The sequence below is a fragment of the Cryptosporangium sp. NPDC051539 genome, from assembly GCF_044454545.1.
In the GTDB taxonomy this organism is placed as follows: Bacteria; Actinomycetota; Actinomycetes; order Mycobacteriales; family Cryptosporangiaceae; genus Cryptosporangium.
Map to the genome: position 1 here is coordinate 529580 of NZ_JBITDV010000004.1, position 16819 is coordinate 546398.

The following is a 16819-nucleotide window of genomic DNA, read 5'->3' on the forward strand; positions in this document are numbered from 1 at the left end:
CGACGCCGAGCTACTTTGGAGGAAGCGCCGCGGATGCACCCGGGCGGTCGCGGGATTCCCTGCGACGGCCCGGACGCATCGCGGCGCGAGTCAGCAGTGGCGGATTTGACCGAGTACCGGTGCCGTCACACGGCGTGAGCAGGAGGTGACACGTGGACGGTCGGGTACTTCACGTGAAACGGGTCGCGATCGGCGCGGCCTACGGCGGTGGCGGCCTCGGACTGCTCAGCGCTGCGTTCTACGGACTCCTGCTGGGCCAGGCGACGCTGGCCCGTCGTGCGATCCAGCCGCTGGAGATCGGCCCTCCGCTCGCGGACGGCCGGTACGGCTCCGGCGAGGGCACCCCGGTACGGCTGGCACTGCTCGGCGACTCGAGCATGGTCGGTTACGGCGTCGGAACCGTCGCGGAGACGCCCGGCGCGCTGTTCGGCACCGGTCTGGCCCGGCTCTCCGACCGGCCGGTCGACGTGGTCTCCGCGGCCGAGTTCGGCGCCCGGAGCTGCGATCTCGCCGCCCAGGTGGACGCCGTGCTGCCGGGACGTCCGGAGCTGGCGCTGATCTTCATCGGCGGCAACGACGTCACGCACAAGACCCGTCCGACGATCGCGGTCGCCCAGTTGCGGCAGGCGGTCCAGCGGCTGGTCGACGCCGGCACCGAGGTCGTGGTGGGCACCTGCCCCGATCTGGGGACGATCCGGCCGATCCCGCAGCCGCTGCGGTACATCGTCCGGCGGTGGAGCCGGGACTTGGCCGCGTCGCAGACCGTCGCGACGGTCGAGGCCGGTGGGCGGACGGTGTCGCTCGGCGACCTGCTGGGCAAGGAGTTCGCCGCGCACCCGGTCGAGATGTTCTCACCGGACCGGTTCCATCCGTCGGCGGCCGGTTACGGCCGGGCGGTCGACGCGATGCTGCCGTCGGCGGCCTCGGCGCTCGGCTTCGGGCCCGACCCGGCGGTCGAGCCGCACCGCGGCGAGGGGTTGCGCTCGCTGGTCGACGCCGCCATGGCCGCGGCCGAAGCGGCCGGTACCGAGGTCGCGCCCACCGAGGTGGAAGGCCGCGAACGGGGTCCGTGGGGCCGCTGGGTCGAGCTCCGCCATCGGATCCGCCTGTTTGGTGGCGCCCCTACCGCGGGAACCGCTCCAGAGACGGTCGTAGCTTGACGTATTGCCCGGACCTGGAGCCCGCTGAGGGCGACGCCGACATCCACGCCACTCGACGCCACGTATTGGGCATACTCAAGTCGAGTGGCGCGGCTGTCAGCATCGCCCTCGGCGGGCCGTGCACGGAGGAGGCGGTATGAAGCTGACGACGATCGCGGCCGCGGCGGCTACGGCGGCGGCGACCGCGGCCGGTGGCGCCGTCTCCGTACTTGCCATCGAAGGCCTGCTGGCCCGCAGGCGGCGCTACCTCTCGGCCGACCTGGCGCCACCCGGATCGGGTGTGTTCGGTGCCGGGCGGCCGCTGCGGCTGGTGATGCTCGGCGACTCGACGGCTGCCGGGCTCGGCGTCACCGTCACCGGCGAGACCGTCGGCGGACGCCTGGCCGAGCTGCTGGCCTCGACCGGCCGCCGGATCCACCTGTCGTCCGGCGCGGTCGCCGGTTCCCGCACCGCCGATCTGGACGCCCAGGTCGCGCGCGTGCTGGTACACGGCGTCCCGGACGTGGCGGTGATCCTCGTCGGTGGTGAGGACGCGATCGCGTTCACGCCGATCGAGATCGTCGAATCGGAGCTGGCCGCGACCGTGCGGCGCCTGGTCACCGCCGGTTCCGCGGTGGTCGTGGGTACCTGTCCCGACCTCGGGGCGGCCCGGAACTTCGGGCAGCCGCTGCGCGAGATCATGGCCTGGTCCGGGCGCCGGGTGGCCGCCGCGACGGGCCAGGCGGCGGCCGAGTCCGGGGCCGGCGTCGTCGACCTGGCCGAGCGCACCGGTGGGGTGTTCCGGGCCGACGGCGGCACGCTGTCCGCGGACGGCTACCACCCGTCGGCCGACGGGTACCAGCTCTGGGCGCTGGCGCTGTACCCGGTCGTCTACGAGGCCTCCCGGGCGACGTCGGCCCCGCGTGAGTTCTAACTAACAGCGTTCGGACCTACCCGGCGGTAGCGTGGCCCGTAATAACCACGTCACACCGTCTGGGAGGACACCGTGGCTGAGTTCGCCGACCGCGACGCCGTCATCGTTGCCACTGCGCGGTCACCGATCGGACGCGCGATCAAGGGTTCGCTGAAGGACGTCCGCCCGGACGACCTGGCCGCGACCATCGTCCGCGCGGCCCTCGACAAAGTGCCGTCACTCGACCCGACCACGATCGACGACCTGATCCTCGGCTGCGGCCTGCCCGGCGGTGAGCAGGGCTACAACATGGGCCGCGTCGTGGCCGTGCTGCTGGGTTACGACACGCTCCCCGGCACCACGATCACCCGGTACTGCTCGTCCTCCCTGCAGAGCACCCGGATGGCGTTCCACGCGATCAAGGCCGGCGAGGGCGACGCGTTCATCTCGGCCGGGGTCGAGACCGTGTCGCGGTTCGTCAAGGGCAGCTCCGACGGTCTGCCGGGCACCACGAACCCGCTGTTCCTGGACGCCCAGAAGCGGTCGGACGACTCGGCAGGCGGCGGCTCCACCTGGCACGACCCGCGCCAGGACAGCACGCTGCCCGACGTCTACATCGCGATGGGCCAGACCGCGGAGAACCTGGCGCAGCTGAAGGGTGTCTCCCGGCAGGACCAGGACGAGTTCGCGGTCCGGTCGCAGAACCTCGCCGAGAAGTCGATCGCGAACGGGTTCTTCGAGCGTGAGATCACCCCGGTCACGCTGCCCGACGGCACCGTGATCAGCACCGACGACGGCCCGCGCGCCGGGACGACGTACGAGAAGGTGGCCGGGCTCAAGCCGGTGTTCCGCCCGGACGGGACGGTCACGGCAGGCAACGCCTGCCCGCTCAACGACGGTGCGGCGGCGGTGATCATCGTCTCCGGGGCGAAGGCCAGGCAACTCGGCCTCACCCCGCTGGCCCGGATCGTGTCGACCGGCGTCACCGGGCTGTCGCCGGAGATCATGGGCTACGGGCCGGTCGAGGCCTCGAAGCAGGCGCTGGCGCGGGCCGGGATGGCGATCGGCGACATCGACCTGGTCGAGATCAACGAGGCGTTCGCCGCACAGGTCATCCCGTCGTACCGGGACCTGGGCATCGACCTCGACAAGCTGAACGTGAGCGGCGGCGCGATCGCGCTCGGCCACCCGTTCGGCATGACCGGCGCCCGCATCACCGGGACGCTGCTGAACAACCTGCAGACGCACGACAAGCAGTTCGGCCTCGAGACGATGTGCGTCGGCGGCGGCCAGGGCATGGCGATGGTGCTCGAGCGCCTGAGCTGACGCCCGTCCCGGACTGAAGCCCTGCCCCGGTGCCCGGGGCGGGGCTTCTTTCACTCAGGACAACAGGACGCCGCCGGGCTGGGCGCCGGCCAGCGACGGCGCGGCGGCTAACAGCTCCTCCGGGCGCGACCGGAACCACTCGACGGTCCGGCGCAGGCCCTCCTCGACCGGCACCACCGGCTCCCAGCCGAGCAGCCGGCGGGCCAGCGTGATGTCGGGACGACGCCGGGTCGGGTCGTCGGTGGGGAGCGGGTAGCGCTCGATCGTCGAGGACGATTCGGTGATCCGCAGGATTTCCGACGCGAGCCGGCCCACCGTCCACTCGACCGGGTTGCCGAGGTTGACCGGACCGGTCACGTCGCCGTCGATCATCGCGACGATGCCGGCGACGAGGTCGTCGACGTAGCAGAAACTGCGGGTCTGCTCGCCGTCGCCGTAGATCGTGAGCGGGTCGCCGACCAGGGCCTGGGTGATGAAGCTGGTGACGACCCGGCCGTCCTGGGGCCGCATCCGCGGGCCGTAGGTGTTGAAGATCCGCACGATGCCGACGTCGAGGTCGTAGGTGCGGTGATAGGCCATCGTGACGGCCTCGGCGTAACGCTTGGCCTCGTCGTAGACGCTGCGCGGGCCGACCGGGTTGACGTTGCCCCAGTAGTCCTCGCGCTGCGGGTGGACCACCGGGTCGCCGTAGACCTCGCTGGTGGACGCGAGCACGAACCGGGCCTGGTTGCGGGCCGCGAGCCGGAGCCCGTACTCGGTGCCGCGGCTCCCGACGGCGAGGGTCTCGAGCGGCAGCCGGTGGTAGTCGGGCGGCGACGCGGGGCTGGCCAGGTGCGCGACCGCGTCGACCCGGCCCGGAATCTCGAGCCCTTCGGTGACGTCGGCCTCGATCAGCGTGAAGCCCGGGTCGCCCAGCAGCGCGTCGAGGTTCTCCCGGCGTCCGGTGGAGAAGTTGTCGACGCAGATCACCTGGTCGCCGCGGCCACGGAGCAGCGCCGAGAGGTGCGAACCCAGGAAGCCGGCTCCGCCGGTCACCACCACGCGCATCCATCCCCCAGGGATCTGGTTTCGGTCTCTAGGTCAGCGCTGCCCCGTCAACGGTCGAAGTCACTATACAGAGCGTTTCCCGGGCTCCCCCAACCGGTCCGATTCGAATTGATCGAAAAATGCCCATCGGGCAAACGTACGAATTCGTTAGCAACGCGTTCCATAAGCCCAATAGATCCGCGATATTGGTGTAGACGTAGGCGTTTCCGCAGGATGTCGGATTGACGACTGGCCACTGTGCACCAAATTTTACTTGACGAAATCCGTGGCCCCGCCTACTTTTACGGCGACCGTGGCGATCAATTCAGTGAAGAACCACTCGCTGGGTTATCGTCGCTTCACTCCGGGAGAATTGATGGTTCCGCCCGATTCGTTACCGATTCTTCCGCGCATTTCGCGGACGATTTGGAAATCGGAGTCCTGATCCGTGTCGATTCCTCCGGTAACCCGGATCGGATGGCAGCCCTACCCGGACGACCATGCCGCGGAGCCCCCACCGGTCTGGAACGCCTCGGACGCCACGGCGGCCCGCGCCGCCTGGGACGGCGCCGACAACACGATGCTCTTCGACCTGGGCTGGGACGACGCCGGCTACGGTCCGTACGACGCTCCGGCGCCGGTCTCGTCGCCGGTGGGTGTCGGGTTCGTCACTAACGGCACGGCCTCGCTCGAGGCGGTGATCGGCCACCTCTCCGGCGGCAAGGTGTTGAGCGCCCCGGCCAGCGGCCCGGCCATGCGGACCCGGCGGGTACGGCGGCACGCGCTGCTGCCGGACACGTTCACCCCCGCGCTGGGACCCGGCCGCCGCTTCCTGGTGCACGCCCTGACCGCGGGCTGGCTGGCGACCCTGGTGTTCTTCTGGTTCTGGTGGCTCCAGCCCGAACACCGCCACGGCTGGGCCGGTCTGCTGATCAACAGCGCGCTGCTGGCGTACCTGTCGATCTACCCGATCCTGCCGATCCTGCGGTTCAACAAGATCACCACGGTCAACCCGCACCTGCCGGTGCCCGGGCTACGGATCGCGTTCTGCGTCACGAAGGCGCCGTCCGAGCCCTGGGACACCGCCCGGACGACGCTCGAAGCGATGCTCCGTCAGCATTTCCCGCACCCGTACGACGTCTGGATCTGCGACGAGGACCCGAGCGAAGAGACCCTACGCTGGTGCCGCCAGTACGGGGTCCACGTCTCGACCCGGCGCGGGCAGCCCGAGTACCAGCGTGACACCTGGCCCCGACGGAAGAAGTGCAAGGAGGGCAACCTCGCGTACTTCTACGACCACTACGGCTACCGCGACTACGACGTCGTCGCGCAGCTCGACTGCGACCACATCCCGAGCTACACCTACCTCGCGGAGATGGTCCGGCCGTTCGCCGACGACTCGATCGGCTACGTCGCCGCGCCCAGCGTCTGCGACACGAACGCGGACGTGTCCTGGTCGGCGCGCGGCCGGCTGTACCGCGAGGCCGCCTTCCACGGCCCCTACCAGGCCGGATGCAACGCCGGATACGCCCCGTCGTGCATCGGCTCGCATTACGCCGTCCGGACCAGGGCGCTGCGCGACATCGGCGGCGTCGGGCCCGAACTGGCCGAGGACTTCACGACGACGTACCTGCTGAGCTCGGCCGGTTGGCAGGGCGCGTTCGCGCTGGCCGCCGAGGCGCACGGCGAGGGCCCGCCGACGTTCGCCGCGATGCTGACCCAGGAGTTCCAGTGGTCGCGCAGCCTCACCACCGTGCTGCTGAGCATGACCAGGCACCTGCGTCGGATGCCGTGGTCACTGCGGCTGCGCTTCCTGCACGCGCTGTTCTACTACCCGCTGCTCACGTTCACCACGGCGGCCGGGCTGTGCCTCGCGCCGGTCGCCGTGATCACCGGCGTGCAGTGGGTCGACGTCCCCTACCTGGAGTTCATCGTCCGATTCGGGGCGGTGAACTTCTGGCTGCTCGGCGTCGTCCTGGTGCTGCGCGGGGGCGGTGTCCGACGTCCGAACCGGGCGCCGATCATCAGCTGGGAAGACTGGCTGTACATGCTCACGCGCTGGCCGCTGAACCTGCGCGGGGTGCTCGCCGCCGCCGTGCAGAAGGTCCGGCCGCGCCCGATCAACTTCCGGGTCACCCCGAAGGGCAGCGACGGTTTCGAGAAGCTGCCGACCGGATTGCTCACGCCGTACTTCGTGATCAGCCTGGCGATGTCCGGCACGGCGCTGGTCGGAGAGCTCGTCCTGCACACCAGCTCCGGCGGCTACCTGCTGCTGTGCCTGTTCGCGGCGAACGCCTACCTGCTCGTCGGGCTCACCGTGCCGTGGATGCACGCGCGCGAGGCCGCGCGTAACGCCCGCGTCGGATTCTTCGCCGCGTTCGGCAAGACCGTCCGGCTCCCGTTCTTCTTGGCGACGCTCGTCATCGTGCCGTTCGTGGCCGCGGTCGCCAACTATCCGTTCGCCTATCTGCGGGCGCTGTACCAGGTGGACGACGTCGTCCGACTGCTCCACCTTCTCCCGTTCTGAGGAAATTGATGACAACCGTGCTGGTCACCGGCGGTGCCGGCTTCATCGGCAGCCACACGTGCGTCGAGCTGCTCGAGCACGACTACGACGTCGTCGTCGTGGACGACTTCTCCAACAGCTCGCCGCAGGCGCTCACCCGCGTCGAGAAGGCCGCCGGCCGCCCGATCGCGGCACTCCACGAGGGTGATCTGCGCGACGGCACCCTGCTGAAGCGGGTGTTCGAGTCGCACCCGATCGACGCGGTGATCCATTTCGCCGCGAAGAAGGCGGTCGGCGAGTCCGTCGCCCTCCCGCTCGAGTACTACGACATCAACGTCAGCGCGACGACGTCGCTGCTGCGCACGATGCTCGCCCACGACGTCCACCGGCTGGTGTTCTCGTCGTCGTGCTCGATCTACGGGCAGACCGAGACCGTGCCGCTGGACGAGACCGAGCCGCCGTCGCCCACGAACCCTTACGCGCGTTCGAAATGGTTCTGCGAGAACATCATCGCGGACGCCTGCCTGCGCTACCCCGAGCTGACCGCGGTCGCGCTGCGGTACTTCAACCCGGTCGGTGCGCACGCGTCGGGCCTGCTCGGTGAGGACCCGCGCGGTGTGCCCAACAACGTGATGCCGTACATGATGCAGGTCGCGATCGGACGGCGTCCGGAGTTGCAGGTCTTCGGCGGTGACTACCCGACCGAAGACGGCACCTGTGTCCGCGACTACATCCACGTGATGGACGTCGCCGACGGTCACCGGGTAGCTCTGGGCCGGCTGTCGAGCGGCTTCGACGTCTTCAACCTGGGCACCGGCATCGGTACCTCGGTTCTCGGGCTCGTGGGTGCGTTCGAGGAGGCCTGCGACGTCACGATCCCGGCCCGGGTCGTCGAGCGACGGGCCGGCGACGTCCCGAAGCTCATCGCCGATCCGGGCAAGGTCGCCGGGGCGTGGGGCTGGCGCGCCGGCCACGATCTGCACGCGATGGTGCGCGACGCCTGGCACTTCCAGCGCCTCAACCCGGACGGCTACGAAACCGAACTGAGCCTGACCTCGGGGAGCCCGTCGTGAGGCTGACCGTCATCGGCACCGGCTACCTCGGTGCGGTCCACGCCGCCTGCATGGCCGAGGTCGGGCACGACGTGCTCGGCGTCGACGTCGATCAGGCCAAGATCTCCGCGCTGGCCGAGGGTCGGGCCCCGTTCTTCGAGCCCGGCTTCCCCGAGGTGCTGGCCCGCAACCTGGAGAACGGCCGGCTGCGTTTCTCCACGTCACCGGCCGAGGCCGCCGCCTTCGGCGACGTTCACTTCGTCTGCGTCGGGACGCCGCAGACTCCCGGGTCGCACGCGGCCGATCTGCGCTATGTGGACGCCGCAGTGCAGGGCTTGGCGCCGCACCTGCGGCCCGGGGCGCTGATCGTCGGCAAGTCGACGGTGCCGGTGGGCACCGCGGCCCGGCTCGCGTCCGGGCTCGACGCGGACCTCGCCTGGAACCCCGAATTCCTGCGCGAGGGGTTCGCCGTCGAGGACACGCTGAGGCCGGACCGGCTGGTGGTGGGCGTGACCTCACCCCGCGCCGAGGCCGTGTTGCGGGAGGTCTACGCGACGATGCTGGACGCCGGAACGCCCTGGGTGAGCACCGACCTGGCGACCGCGGAGCTGGTGAAGGTCGCCGCGAACTCGTTCCTGGCGACGAAGATCTCGTTCATCAACGCGATGGCCGAGATCTGCGAGGCGACCGGCGCCGACGTGCCGACGCTGGCCGAGGCGATCGGTTACGACGCGCGGATCGGGCGCCGGTTCCTGCGGGCGGGCGTCGGATTCGGGGGCGGGTGCCTGCCCAAGGACATCCGGGCCTTCCGGCACCGGGCCTCCGAGCTCGGGCTCGAGGAGTCGGTGCGGTTCCTGGGTGAGGTCGACGCGATCAACCTGCGGCGCCGGTCCCGCGCCGTGTCCCTGGCGCGGGAGTTGGTGGGCGGATCGTTCGCGGGCACCGGCGTCGCCGTCCTCGGAGCCACGTTCAAGCCGGACAGCGACGACATCCGGGATTCGCCCGCCCTCGCGGTGGCGAACGCGATCCGGGCCGAGGGGGCGCGGGTCACCGTGCACGACCCGCAGGGCGTCGACAACGCCCGGGCCGCGTTCCCGGAGCTGGACTACTCACCAAGCGCGCAGAAGGCCTGCGAGGGCGCGCACGTCGTGCTGCACCTAACCGAGTGGGCCGAGTACCGCCAGCTCGACCCGGCCGCGATCGCCGAGGTGGTAGCGGCGCCCGCGCTGGTGGACGGCCGCAACGCGCTCGACGCCGCGGCCTGGCGCGCGGCCGGCTGGACCGTACGCGCCCTCGGCCGCCAGTAGCGGTGAGGGCCACCCGTCGCGGGGAGCGGGCGTCAGCTACGGGAGGAAGAGGCCCGGATCTTTTCGCGCGGCGTGGCGACGGCCCGGCGGCGGGGCGGCCGGATCTTCGCCACGACCGCACCGCCGCCGATCACCGTCAGCAGCACCAGCGCCACCACCCACAGCCAGGTCCGGCCACCCTCTTCGGCCGCTCTCCGCGCCACGGTGGCGGGCTGAGCCGCGCCGATGCTGACCGGGCGGCTGACGCTCAGCGTCGCCCCGAAGTAGTCGACCCGTCCGGACCCACCGGGGATCGGCACCCCCATTCCGCCCGCCGGTGAGTCACCCGCCAGCGCGAACTGCGTCACCGCGGTGACCCGTCCGGGGTCGGTGACGGTGGGAACCGCCGAGGCGTCCCGCAGCTTCGGGTCGGCGTCGAGGCCGCTGCCCCTCTCCTGGTCGGCATCCGCGCGCCAGTCCTTCAGCGAGGAGTACGGCCGGTCGCCCCACTCGACAACCGCCCCTCCCCCGGAGCGGTGGTAGGCGTTGCCCTGGAACAGCACGTTCTTCGCCGCTAGGCCGGGAGCCTCGACGGCCGGACCGGCCCCCTGTGACAGCAGGACGTTGTTCCGGATCGTGACCCCGGTCGGGCCCACCAGCAGCTTGGCCGCGGGAGCCCGGTGCGCTCCGGACGCCCTGGTGACGATCGTGTTGTGGTAGATCGCGGTGTCGGCGACCCGGCCGGCCACGGTCAGCCCGCCGTACCAGCCGTTGCTGCGGGCGTCGTTGATGCTGACGTTGAACCGCACGGTGTTGCCGCGCAAGGCGTCGTTCGTCTGCGCGGTGAAGACCAGCAGGCCCGGGCCCGAGTTCTCGTACGACAGGTTGTACTGCAGGTACGAGTTCGAGACGTTCTGGTCCAGGTCGAACCCACCACCGTCGGCGGTGGTGCCGGTGCGGTTCCGGTACGAGACGTTGCGCTGGATCGTGACTCCGGTGGAGTCGTACGTCCAGATCCCGACCGGCCCCTCGCGCGTCGACGCGCACGCGGTGCCGTTGTGGTACGCGGACGACTGCTCGACCAACCCATTGAGCACCGAGCCGAGCACGATGCCGCTGCCGCTGTGCGTCGACGTGTTCCCGGGGTTGCCTGCGTTGTCGTACGCCGACACGCCGCGCACGGTGACGTCGGCGTGGGAGTAGGAAGGGTTCGACGCGTCGAACGCGGTGCCGTAGAACAGCAGCCCGTCGTCGCGGTTGCGGTGCACCTTCGAGTCGGTGATCGTGACGCGCTCGAAGCCGCGCCCGGGCGCAGCACCGGCGAACGCGATGCCGAGCTGAAAGCCGCTGACGTCGACGTCGCTGATCGTGATGCCGGAGAGCCGGCCCGGCACCTTCTCGTCGGCGTAGAAGAGGATTCCGCTCCAGGCGTCGTACGTGACGGCGTCACCGACGATGTCGAGGCCGCGGATCGTGATGCCACCGGCGTCGTAGACCTTGATCGCCTCGAGATCGTTCGCCTTGATCGTGGCGCGGCCGGTGCCGTAGGTGGCGATCGTGACCGGTGCCTCGTGGGTGCCGCCGTCGTCCTGGACGAGCAGCAACTGGCCCTCGAACTGGGCGCCGCCCTGCAGCAGGACCGAGTCACCGGCCCGTAGCCGCTGCTGGCTCGCGCGGGCCGGCGTTTTCCAGGCCGTCGACTCCGACCGCCCGTCGGAGGCGTCGTTGCCCGTCGGGCTCAGATAGAAAGTCCGGCCCGGCGCCGCTCTGGCGGGCAGCGCCACGGCCACGGCCCCGGCGGTGACCACGGTCGCCAGCACCAGCCGTACCAGAAATCTCACAGAGAAGCTCGCAGCGTGTCGAGCCGAGCGGTCAGGTCGTCGAGCACATTCGGCTCGAGACCGGCGGCGACGACGTCGGCGCCGAGGACGACGAGTTGGTCGGCGAGCACGCCGGGATCGGGAAGCCGGGGTACCGGGCGCCGTGGCCGGCCCTCGGCATCCGCGGCGAGATCAGCAAACACCTGGGCCACGGCCTGGAGGTTATCGCCTACGGTGTCGCGCCGGGCGTCGTCCACAGGGGTTCGAGAACGGACGCCCAGGGAGGCCACGGTCTCCTCGACCAACGGCGACGCCGCCGCGGAGAACCGCGGCGGCGTCCAGTACGACAGCAGGGTGGTCAACCGGCCCACCGAGCGGTGGAACCGGTCGACCGGAGGAGCGATCAATTCCGGAAGTAGGAGAGCAACCGGAGGATCTCCAGGTACAGCCAGACCAGACCGACCACGATGCCGAACGCGGAGAGCCAGGCGTACTTCTTGTCCGCGCCCGCGTTCGCGAGGTCTTCGATCTGCTTGAAGTCGAGCGCGAACGTCAGCGCGGCGATGCCGATGCAGACCAGGCTGAAGATGATCGCGATGCCGCCACCGCTACGCAGGCCGAGGCCGGTGCCGTCGTTCACGTTGAAGATCGCCAGCGCGAAGTTCACCAGCATGAGCACGGTGACGCCGATCAGCGCACCGATGACCCACTTCGCGAACGTCGGGGTGACCCGGATGACCTTGAACTTGTAGAGCGCGGCCATGCCGAAGAACACCGCGAACGTGGCCGCGACGGCCTGCACGACGATGCCGGGGTACGCCGACTCGAACGCCTGGCTGATCACGCCCAGGAACAGACCTTCAGCGGCGGCGTAGGTCAGGATCAGCGCCGGGTTGGTGATGCCGGCGAACGAGATGACCAGGCCGAGCACGAGGCCGGCCATGGCCGCGACGATCGCGACGCCGGTGGCGATGCTGGCCGGGAGGACGAACCAGCCGATCGCGCCGAAAATGCCGACGACGGCCAGCATCGCCACGGTGCGGACGACGACGTCGTCGACCGTCATTCGCTCGGTAGAGGACGGTGCGTAAGACTGGCCGTATTCCGGTGACTGACCGTAACCGGCGGGAGCCTGGTAGCCGCCGTACGGCTGCTGTGCCGGCGCTCGCTGGAAGGTCGCGTGCTGGGCCGACCGGTCAGCCAGCCTGCTCAGCACGGGGTTGCTGCTCTTCACGACGCCTCCTCGGCCTGGACGGCCTACGTCTTCGGCCGACCTGCTGGTCGGGACCCCAATCGTAGCGTGGTACCGCACCGAACTGACCGGTCGCGGAGTCCCGGCAACCCCTGTTCTCAGTCCGTTGCCAGGTTTCTCACCCGAATCGTAGGAAACAGACGATTGCCGCCGCTGTTTTGGTTGCGTTATCCCACTACCCACAGTGCCGGATTTCCCCTCGTCGCTAGCCTGGAGCCGGGGCGAGGGGGGTCGCTGATGAGCGTCGTATTACCCGGCGGGGGCGAGGCCGGCGGTCTCACCGAAGCCCTCGCGATCGCCCGCACGAGCGCCTCGCCGGAGCGTCCGGATTACGCGCAGTGGCTGGCCTTCGGCCAGGCCGTCAGCTGGGAGCTGTTCACCGCGACCGGCTCCGACGAGAGCCTGGCCGACGCCGTCGAGTGGGCCGACGCCGCGAACGAGGCCGACGTCCTGGAGCGGCTCTGGATCGATCGCTGTCTGATCCTCGGGCACGGTGAGCGGTACCGGCGGTTCGCCGACCTGGACGCGCTGGCCACCGCGGTGCTGGTCGCCCAGCGGATGGTGACCGAGGACTCTCCCGACGACACGGCCCGGCCGCTGGTGGCCCAGGTGGTGGCGTGGGCCAGGGCCGCCGGTCCCACGCCGGAGTACGACGAGGGCGAACGGCTCGGGATGGTCGCACTGGCCCACGACAACCTCGCCCGCCTGACCGGCACCGCGGACGCCTGGGGGGACGCGATCGCGGCCTGGCGTACGTGCGCCGCCGTGACGCGCGAGGCCTACCCGATGCTGGCGGCGGCCCTCCGGGTCGGCGCCGAGGTGCTCGAAGGGGGCGACCTGCTCGACGAGGCGATCGAGCTGACCGAAACCGTTCTCGGCGAGACCGAGGACGAAGAGGTCGCGGTCCTGTCGGCGCGCGTGCTGCGCAGCGCGCTGTTCAAGCGGTACGTCACCGGCCACGCCCCCGAGGATCTCGACCGGGCGATCGACGCCGCGGCGTACGCGGTGGCCACCCCGACGGAGCCGGACGCCGAGCACCCGGACGACGTGGCCACCTACGGCGCGCTGCGGCGGGCCCGGTACGAACTCACCGAGCGCCTCGACGACCTGGACGAGGCCATCGCCGCGCTTCGGGCCGTGACCACGGACGACCGGCGTCCGGACCACCTCTGGATGCTGGAGGCGTCGCTCAGCGCCCGGCTCACCCGGACCGGTTCGATCGAGGACGCCCGCGAACTGCTGGACTTCGACCTCACGCTGGTCGACCTCTTCCCGCCCGGCTCCCCCGACCACACGAAGGCCAGGAACGAGCTCGCGGCGACCCGGCGCGTCCTGGCCACGCTCTACCCCGACGGCGTGGACGGAACCGGGCCGCAGCCTTTCCCGGAGGTCGCCGGCGAGACCACCGACGGCACCGACGAAGACTGGATCGGCATCGCCGCGCTGCACCGGTACGAGCGGACCCGTTCCGTCGACGACCTCGACCTCGCGCTCGCCGGGGCCCGCAACTTCGCGGCCGGAGCACCCGACGGCTCCCCTGCCGTGGTCGGCCTGCTGCTCGCGCTGACCGCGCGCTTCGAGCGGACCGGGGACACCGCAGCGCTCGAGGAGGCCATCACGCTCGCGCGGGGCGCACTGCGCGCCACCGGCGGGCAGCCGTTCGCCTCGACGGTGGTCCGGCTCCGCCTCGCGGCCGCCCTGACGCTCCGGCACGCCTGGTTCGGCGACGAGACCGCGCTCGACGAGATCCTCGGCCTCACCCGGGACGCGCTCGCCGCGGTCGAGCCCGACGACCTGCTGTTCGCCCAGGCCTCGCTATTCCGCGGCGGCGCGTTCTACTGGCGGTACCTGGGCACCGGCCTGCGGTCTGATCTGGATGCCGCGATCGGGCACCTCGAGGACGCGGTGCGGACCACGCCGGCCGGGCGGGCGGATCTCGGCTCGGCACTCGGCCTGCTCGGGCAGTCGCTCGTCGAACGCGGCAACCTCGACGTCTCCCGGGCCGACCACGACCGCGCGCTCCGCCTCCTCGGCCGGGCCCTGGAGTCGACGCCGCCGGACGGCGTGCTCGCGGTCCTCGTCCTCGTCTACGCGGGAACCGGGCATCTCTGCCGCTTCCTGCGCTTCGGCACGTACGACGACCTGTCGGCGTCGATCGCGACGTACCGGGAGGCGCTGCGTCACACCGACGACGACTACCCGCGCCGCCACGACGCGATGGGAGGGCTGGCGTTCGCGCTCACGCTGCGGGCGAGCTGGAGCGGCGCGCTCGCCGACCTCGAGGAGGCTCTCCTCGCGAGCCGGGGTGCGCTGCGCGCCCTGCCCACCTCGCACATCTCGTACTCGCTGATGGCGATCTCGACGATGGCCGTCTTGTGCAGCCGGGGGCGCCGGCTGGAGCGCGCGCAGGACTTCACCGACGCGGTGGCGATCGGGTACACCGCGCTCGCGGCCGCCGACGCCGGTCACTACGCGGACGCCCGCTGGTTCGTCCGGATCTCGCTGACGAACGCTCTGCTCGACCGCGGCTCGGCGCTCGAGGACGCCCGGGACCTGGATTCGGCCGCTGACCTGACCGCCGACCTGCTCGCGCTGATGCCGGCCGACCACGTGCTGCGCCCGACGGTGGCCGGGATCCGGGCCCTGGTCCTGGTCCGGCTGTTCCGGACCTCCCGGGACGACGCACTCCTGGACGCGGCGCCCGAGCTGTTCGACGCGGCGCTGGCCGGTGTCCACAGCGAGGTCGAGCGCCTGCAGCTGCTCCTGGGCACCGCGCTGGTGGCGAGGGAACGCTGGAAGCGATACCAGGACCCGGCCGACGCCCGGCGCGCCGCGGACGCGAGCCGCTCGGCCGCGACCGCGGTCCACCTCGAGACCGGGTACCGGCTGGGCGCGGCGCTGACCTGGGCGTCGTCGGCCGGGGCTTCGTCGAACGGGGCTTCGTCGGACGGGGAGGGGACGGTTGGGGCGTCGTCGGCCTGGGCCGAGGCGGTGGAGGCTTACACGCTCGCGCTCGACCTGCTCCAGCAGCGGACGTTCTCCGGCGCCCGGCGCGACGACAGCGAGTACGAGCTCACCGAGCGCGAGGGGCTGGCGAGCGACGCGGCGCGCGCCGCGATCCTCGCCGGGGAGCCCGACCGCGCGCTCGAGCTGCTCGAACGCGGCCGCGGAGTGCTCTGGGCGCACCTGCTCGACCGCTCCAGCGAACTCGAACGCCTCCGCCGCGTCGCTCCCGAGCTGGCCGGCGAGCTCCGGGCGATCCGGCAGAGCCTCGACAGCAGCGACCACACCGCACCCGGTCTGACGGCGCCGGACCGCCTCACGATCTCGGCCGCCGACTCCGCCGACGTGCTGCGCGACCACCGCATCACGCTCGCCCGGCGCTGGAACACGCTGCTCGACGAGGTGCGCGCGCTCCCCGGCTTCACCGACTTCCTCTCCGGCCCGTCGGCCGACGTACTGCGCTCGGCGGCCGCGGAAGGACCGGTAGTCGTGGTGAACGTCGCCGCCGGCTCGTGCCACGCGCTGCTGGTCACGGGTGCGGGCGTCAGCGCGCTGCCACTGCCGGGCCTGACCCGTCAGGACGTGCTCGAGCGCGCCGGTCGGTACCCCACGGACGACGTGCTCGTCTGGCTCTGGGAGACGATCGCCGAACCGGTCCTGACCGAGCTCGGGTACACCGAGACGCCGACCGGCGCCTGGGACCGGGTCTGGTGGTGCCCGACCGGGCCGCTCACCCTGCTGCCGCTGCACGCCGCGGGCCATCACGACGGCACTGGCCGCGCGGTGATCGACCGCGTGGTGCCCTCGTACACCCCGACGCTGCGCGCGCTGCTCGACGCCCGCTCCGCGCCCCGCAGCCACGATCCGGAGACCGAGCGGATCCTCGTCGTCGCGCTCCCGGACACGCCCGGCAGCCCCCGCCTGGCCGGCGTCATCGGCGAGCGGACGCTGATCCGCGAGCTGCTCCCCGACCGGCACACGCTGCTCGAAGGCCCGGACGCGACAACGGCCAACGTCCTCGACGCGCTGCCGTCGCACCGCTGGGTGCACTTCGGCTGCCACGGGCAGCAGGACCCGGCCGACCCGTCGGGCGGAATGCTCGCGCTGCACGACGGCGGGCTGACGATCCCCGCGCTCGGCCGCCGGCTCGGCGGCACGACCGGCGAGCTCGCCGTTCTGTCCGCGTGCCAGACCGCGACCGGCGGCCTTGCGCTGTCCGACGAGGCGATCTCGGTCGCGGCGGCGATGCAGTTCGCCGGGTGGCGGCAGGTGATCGGGACGCTGTGGACGGTCCGGGACACGAGCGCCGTCGCGATCTCCCGCGATCTCTACCGGGCACTCGCGACCGACCAGCGTCTCGACGTCGACCAGGCGGCGCGGGCTCTGCACGCCTCGGTGCGCCGCCGCCGCGAGCGGATCCCGCACTGGATCCACTTCGTCCACATCGGGGCCTGAGGGGATCACCGGGCGTGTCGTACTCGACAATGCTTTTGATT

General features: G+C 71.3%; 11 protein-coding genes. 7 read left to right on the top strand and 4 right to left on the bottom strand.

Going from position 1 to position 16819, the window contains the following annotated elements; all coding sequences use genetic code 11:
- The first annotated feature begins 152 nt into the window (after positions 1-152).
- The 3 genes from ACIBZJ_RS16120 to ACIBZJ_RS16130 all read left to right on the top strand — a co-directional run bounded on the left by ACIBZJ_RS16120 (position 153) and on the right by ACIBZJ_RS16130 (position 3378).
- Entirely contained in the window at positions 153-1160 is a 1008-nt protein-coding gene (locus tag ACIBZJ_RS16120) for an SGNH/GDSL hydrolase family protein (RefSeq protein ID WP_395930053.1), read from the top strand.
- 136 nt (positions 1161-1296) lie between these two features.
- On the top strand, positions 1297-2073 hold the full coding sequence (locus ACIBZJ_RS16125) for an SGNH/GDSL hydrolase family protein (RefSeq protein WP_395930055.1): 777 nt from the start codon (positions 1297-1299) through the stop codon (positions 2071-2073).
- Positions 2074-2145: 72 nt separating this feature from the next.
- Positions 2146-3378 carry an acetyl-CoA C-acetyltransferase gene (locus ACIBZJ_RS16130; protein ID WP_395930057.1) on the top strand — a complete coding sequence of 411 codons (1233 nt, stop codon included), beginning with the start codon at positions 2146-2148 and terminating at the stop codon, positions 3376-3378.
- A 54-nt stretch (positions 3379-3432) separates the two neighbouring features.
- Here the strand turns inward: ACIBZJ_RS16130 and ACIBZJ_RS16135 are convergent, their stop codons facing one another.
- The gene (locus ACIBZJ_RS16135) at positions 3433-4425 is read right to left on the bottom strand and encodes a UDP-glucuronic acid decarboxylase family protein (RefSeq protein WP_395930059.1); all 993 of its coding nucleotides are present in this window, start codon (positions 4423-4425) and stop codon (positions 3433-3435) included.
- 427 nt (positions 4426-4852) lie between these two features.
- Between ACIBZJ_RS16135 and ACIBZJ_RS16140 the strand changes: the two genes are divergently transcribed.
- From ACIBZJ_RS16140 to ACIBZJ_RS16150, 3 genes are read left to right on the top strand one after another with little or no spacing between them, the layout of a single operon-like run.
- A complete protein-coding gene (locus ACIBZJ_RS16140; protein WP_395930061.1) occupies positions 4853-6931 on the top strand; it encodes a glycosyltransferase family 2 protein in 2079 nt (692 codons plus the stop codon).
- An 8-nt stretch (positions 6932-6939) separates the two neighbouring features.
- Positions 6940-7983, top strand: a complete 1044-nt coding sequence (gene galE / locus ACIBZJ_RS16145) for a UDP-glucose 4-epimerase GalE (protein ID WP_395930063.1) — start codon at positions 6940-6942, stop codon at positions 7981-7983.
- On the top strand, positions 7980-9269 hold the full coding sequence (locus ACIBZJ_RS16150; RefSeq protein WP_395930065.1) for a UDP-glucose dehydrogenase family protein: 1290 nt from the start codon (positions 7980-7982) through the stop codon (positions 9267-9269). Before galE ends, ACIBZJ_RS16150 begins: the two co-directional genes overlap by 4 nt.
- A 32-nt stretch (positions 9270-9301) precedes the next feature.
- On the opposite strand, the gene ACIBZJ_RS16155 is transcribed toward ACIBZJ_RS16150, so the two are convergent.
- From ACIBZJ_RS16155 to ACIBZJ_RS16165, 3 genes are read right to left on the bottom strand one after another with little or no spacing between them, the layout of a single operon-like run.
- The gene (locus ACIBZJ_RS16155) at positions 9302-11089 is read right to left on the bottom strand and encodes a right-handed parallel beta-helix repeat-containing protein (protein ID WP_395930067.1); all 1788 of its coding nucleotides are present in this window, start codon (positions 11087-11089) and stop codon (positions 9302-9304) included.
- On the bottom strand, positions 11086-11475 hold the full coding sequence (locus tag ACIBZJ_RS16160; protein WP_395930069.1) for a hypothetical protein: 390 nt from the start codon (positions 11473-11475) through the stop codon (positions 11086-11088). The genes ACIBZJ_RS16155 and ACIBZJ_RS16160 overlap by 4 nt, the downstream gene beginning before the upstream one ends.
- Positions 11472-12302: a Bax inhibitor-1/YccA family protein gene (locus tag ACIBZJ_RS16165; RefSeq protein WP_395930071.1), complete on the bottom strand. Its 831-nt coding sequence runs from the start codon at positions 12300-12302 to the stop codon at positions 11472-11474. The genes ACIBZJ_RS16160 and ACIBZJ_RS16165 overlap by 4 nt, the downstream gene beginning before the upstream one ends.
- Positions 12303-12557: 255 nt before the next feature.
- On the opposite strand from ACIBZJ_RS16165, the gene ACIBZJ_RS16170 reads away from it, so the two are divergent.
- Positions 12558-16778, top strand: coding sequence for a CHAT domain-containing protein (locus ACIBZJ_RS16170; RefSeq protein WP_395930073.1), 4221 nt, complete (start codon positions 12558-12560; stop codon positions 16776-16778).
- Positions 16779-16819: the final 41 nt, after the last annotated feature.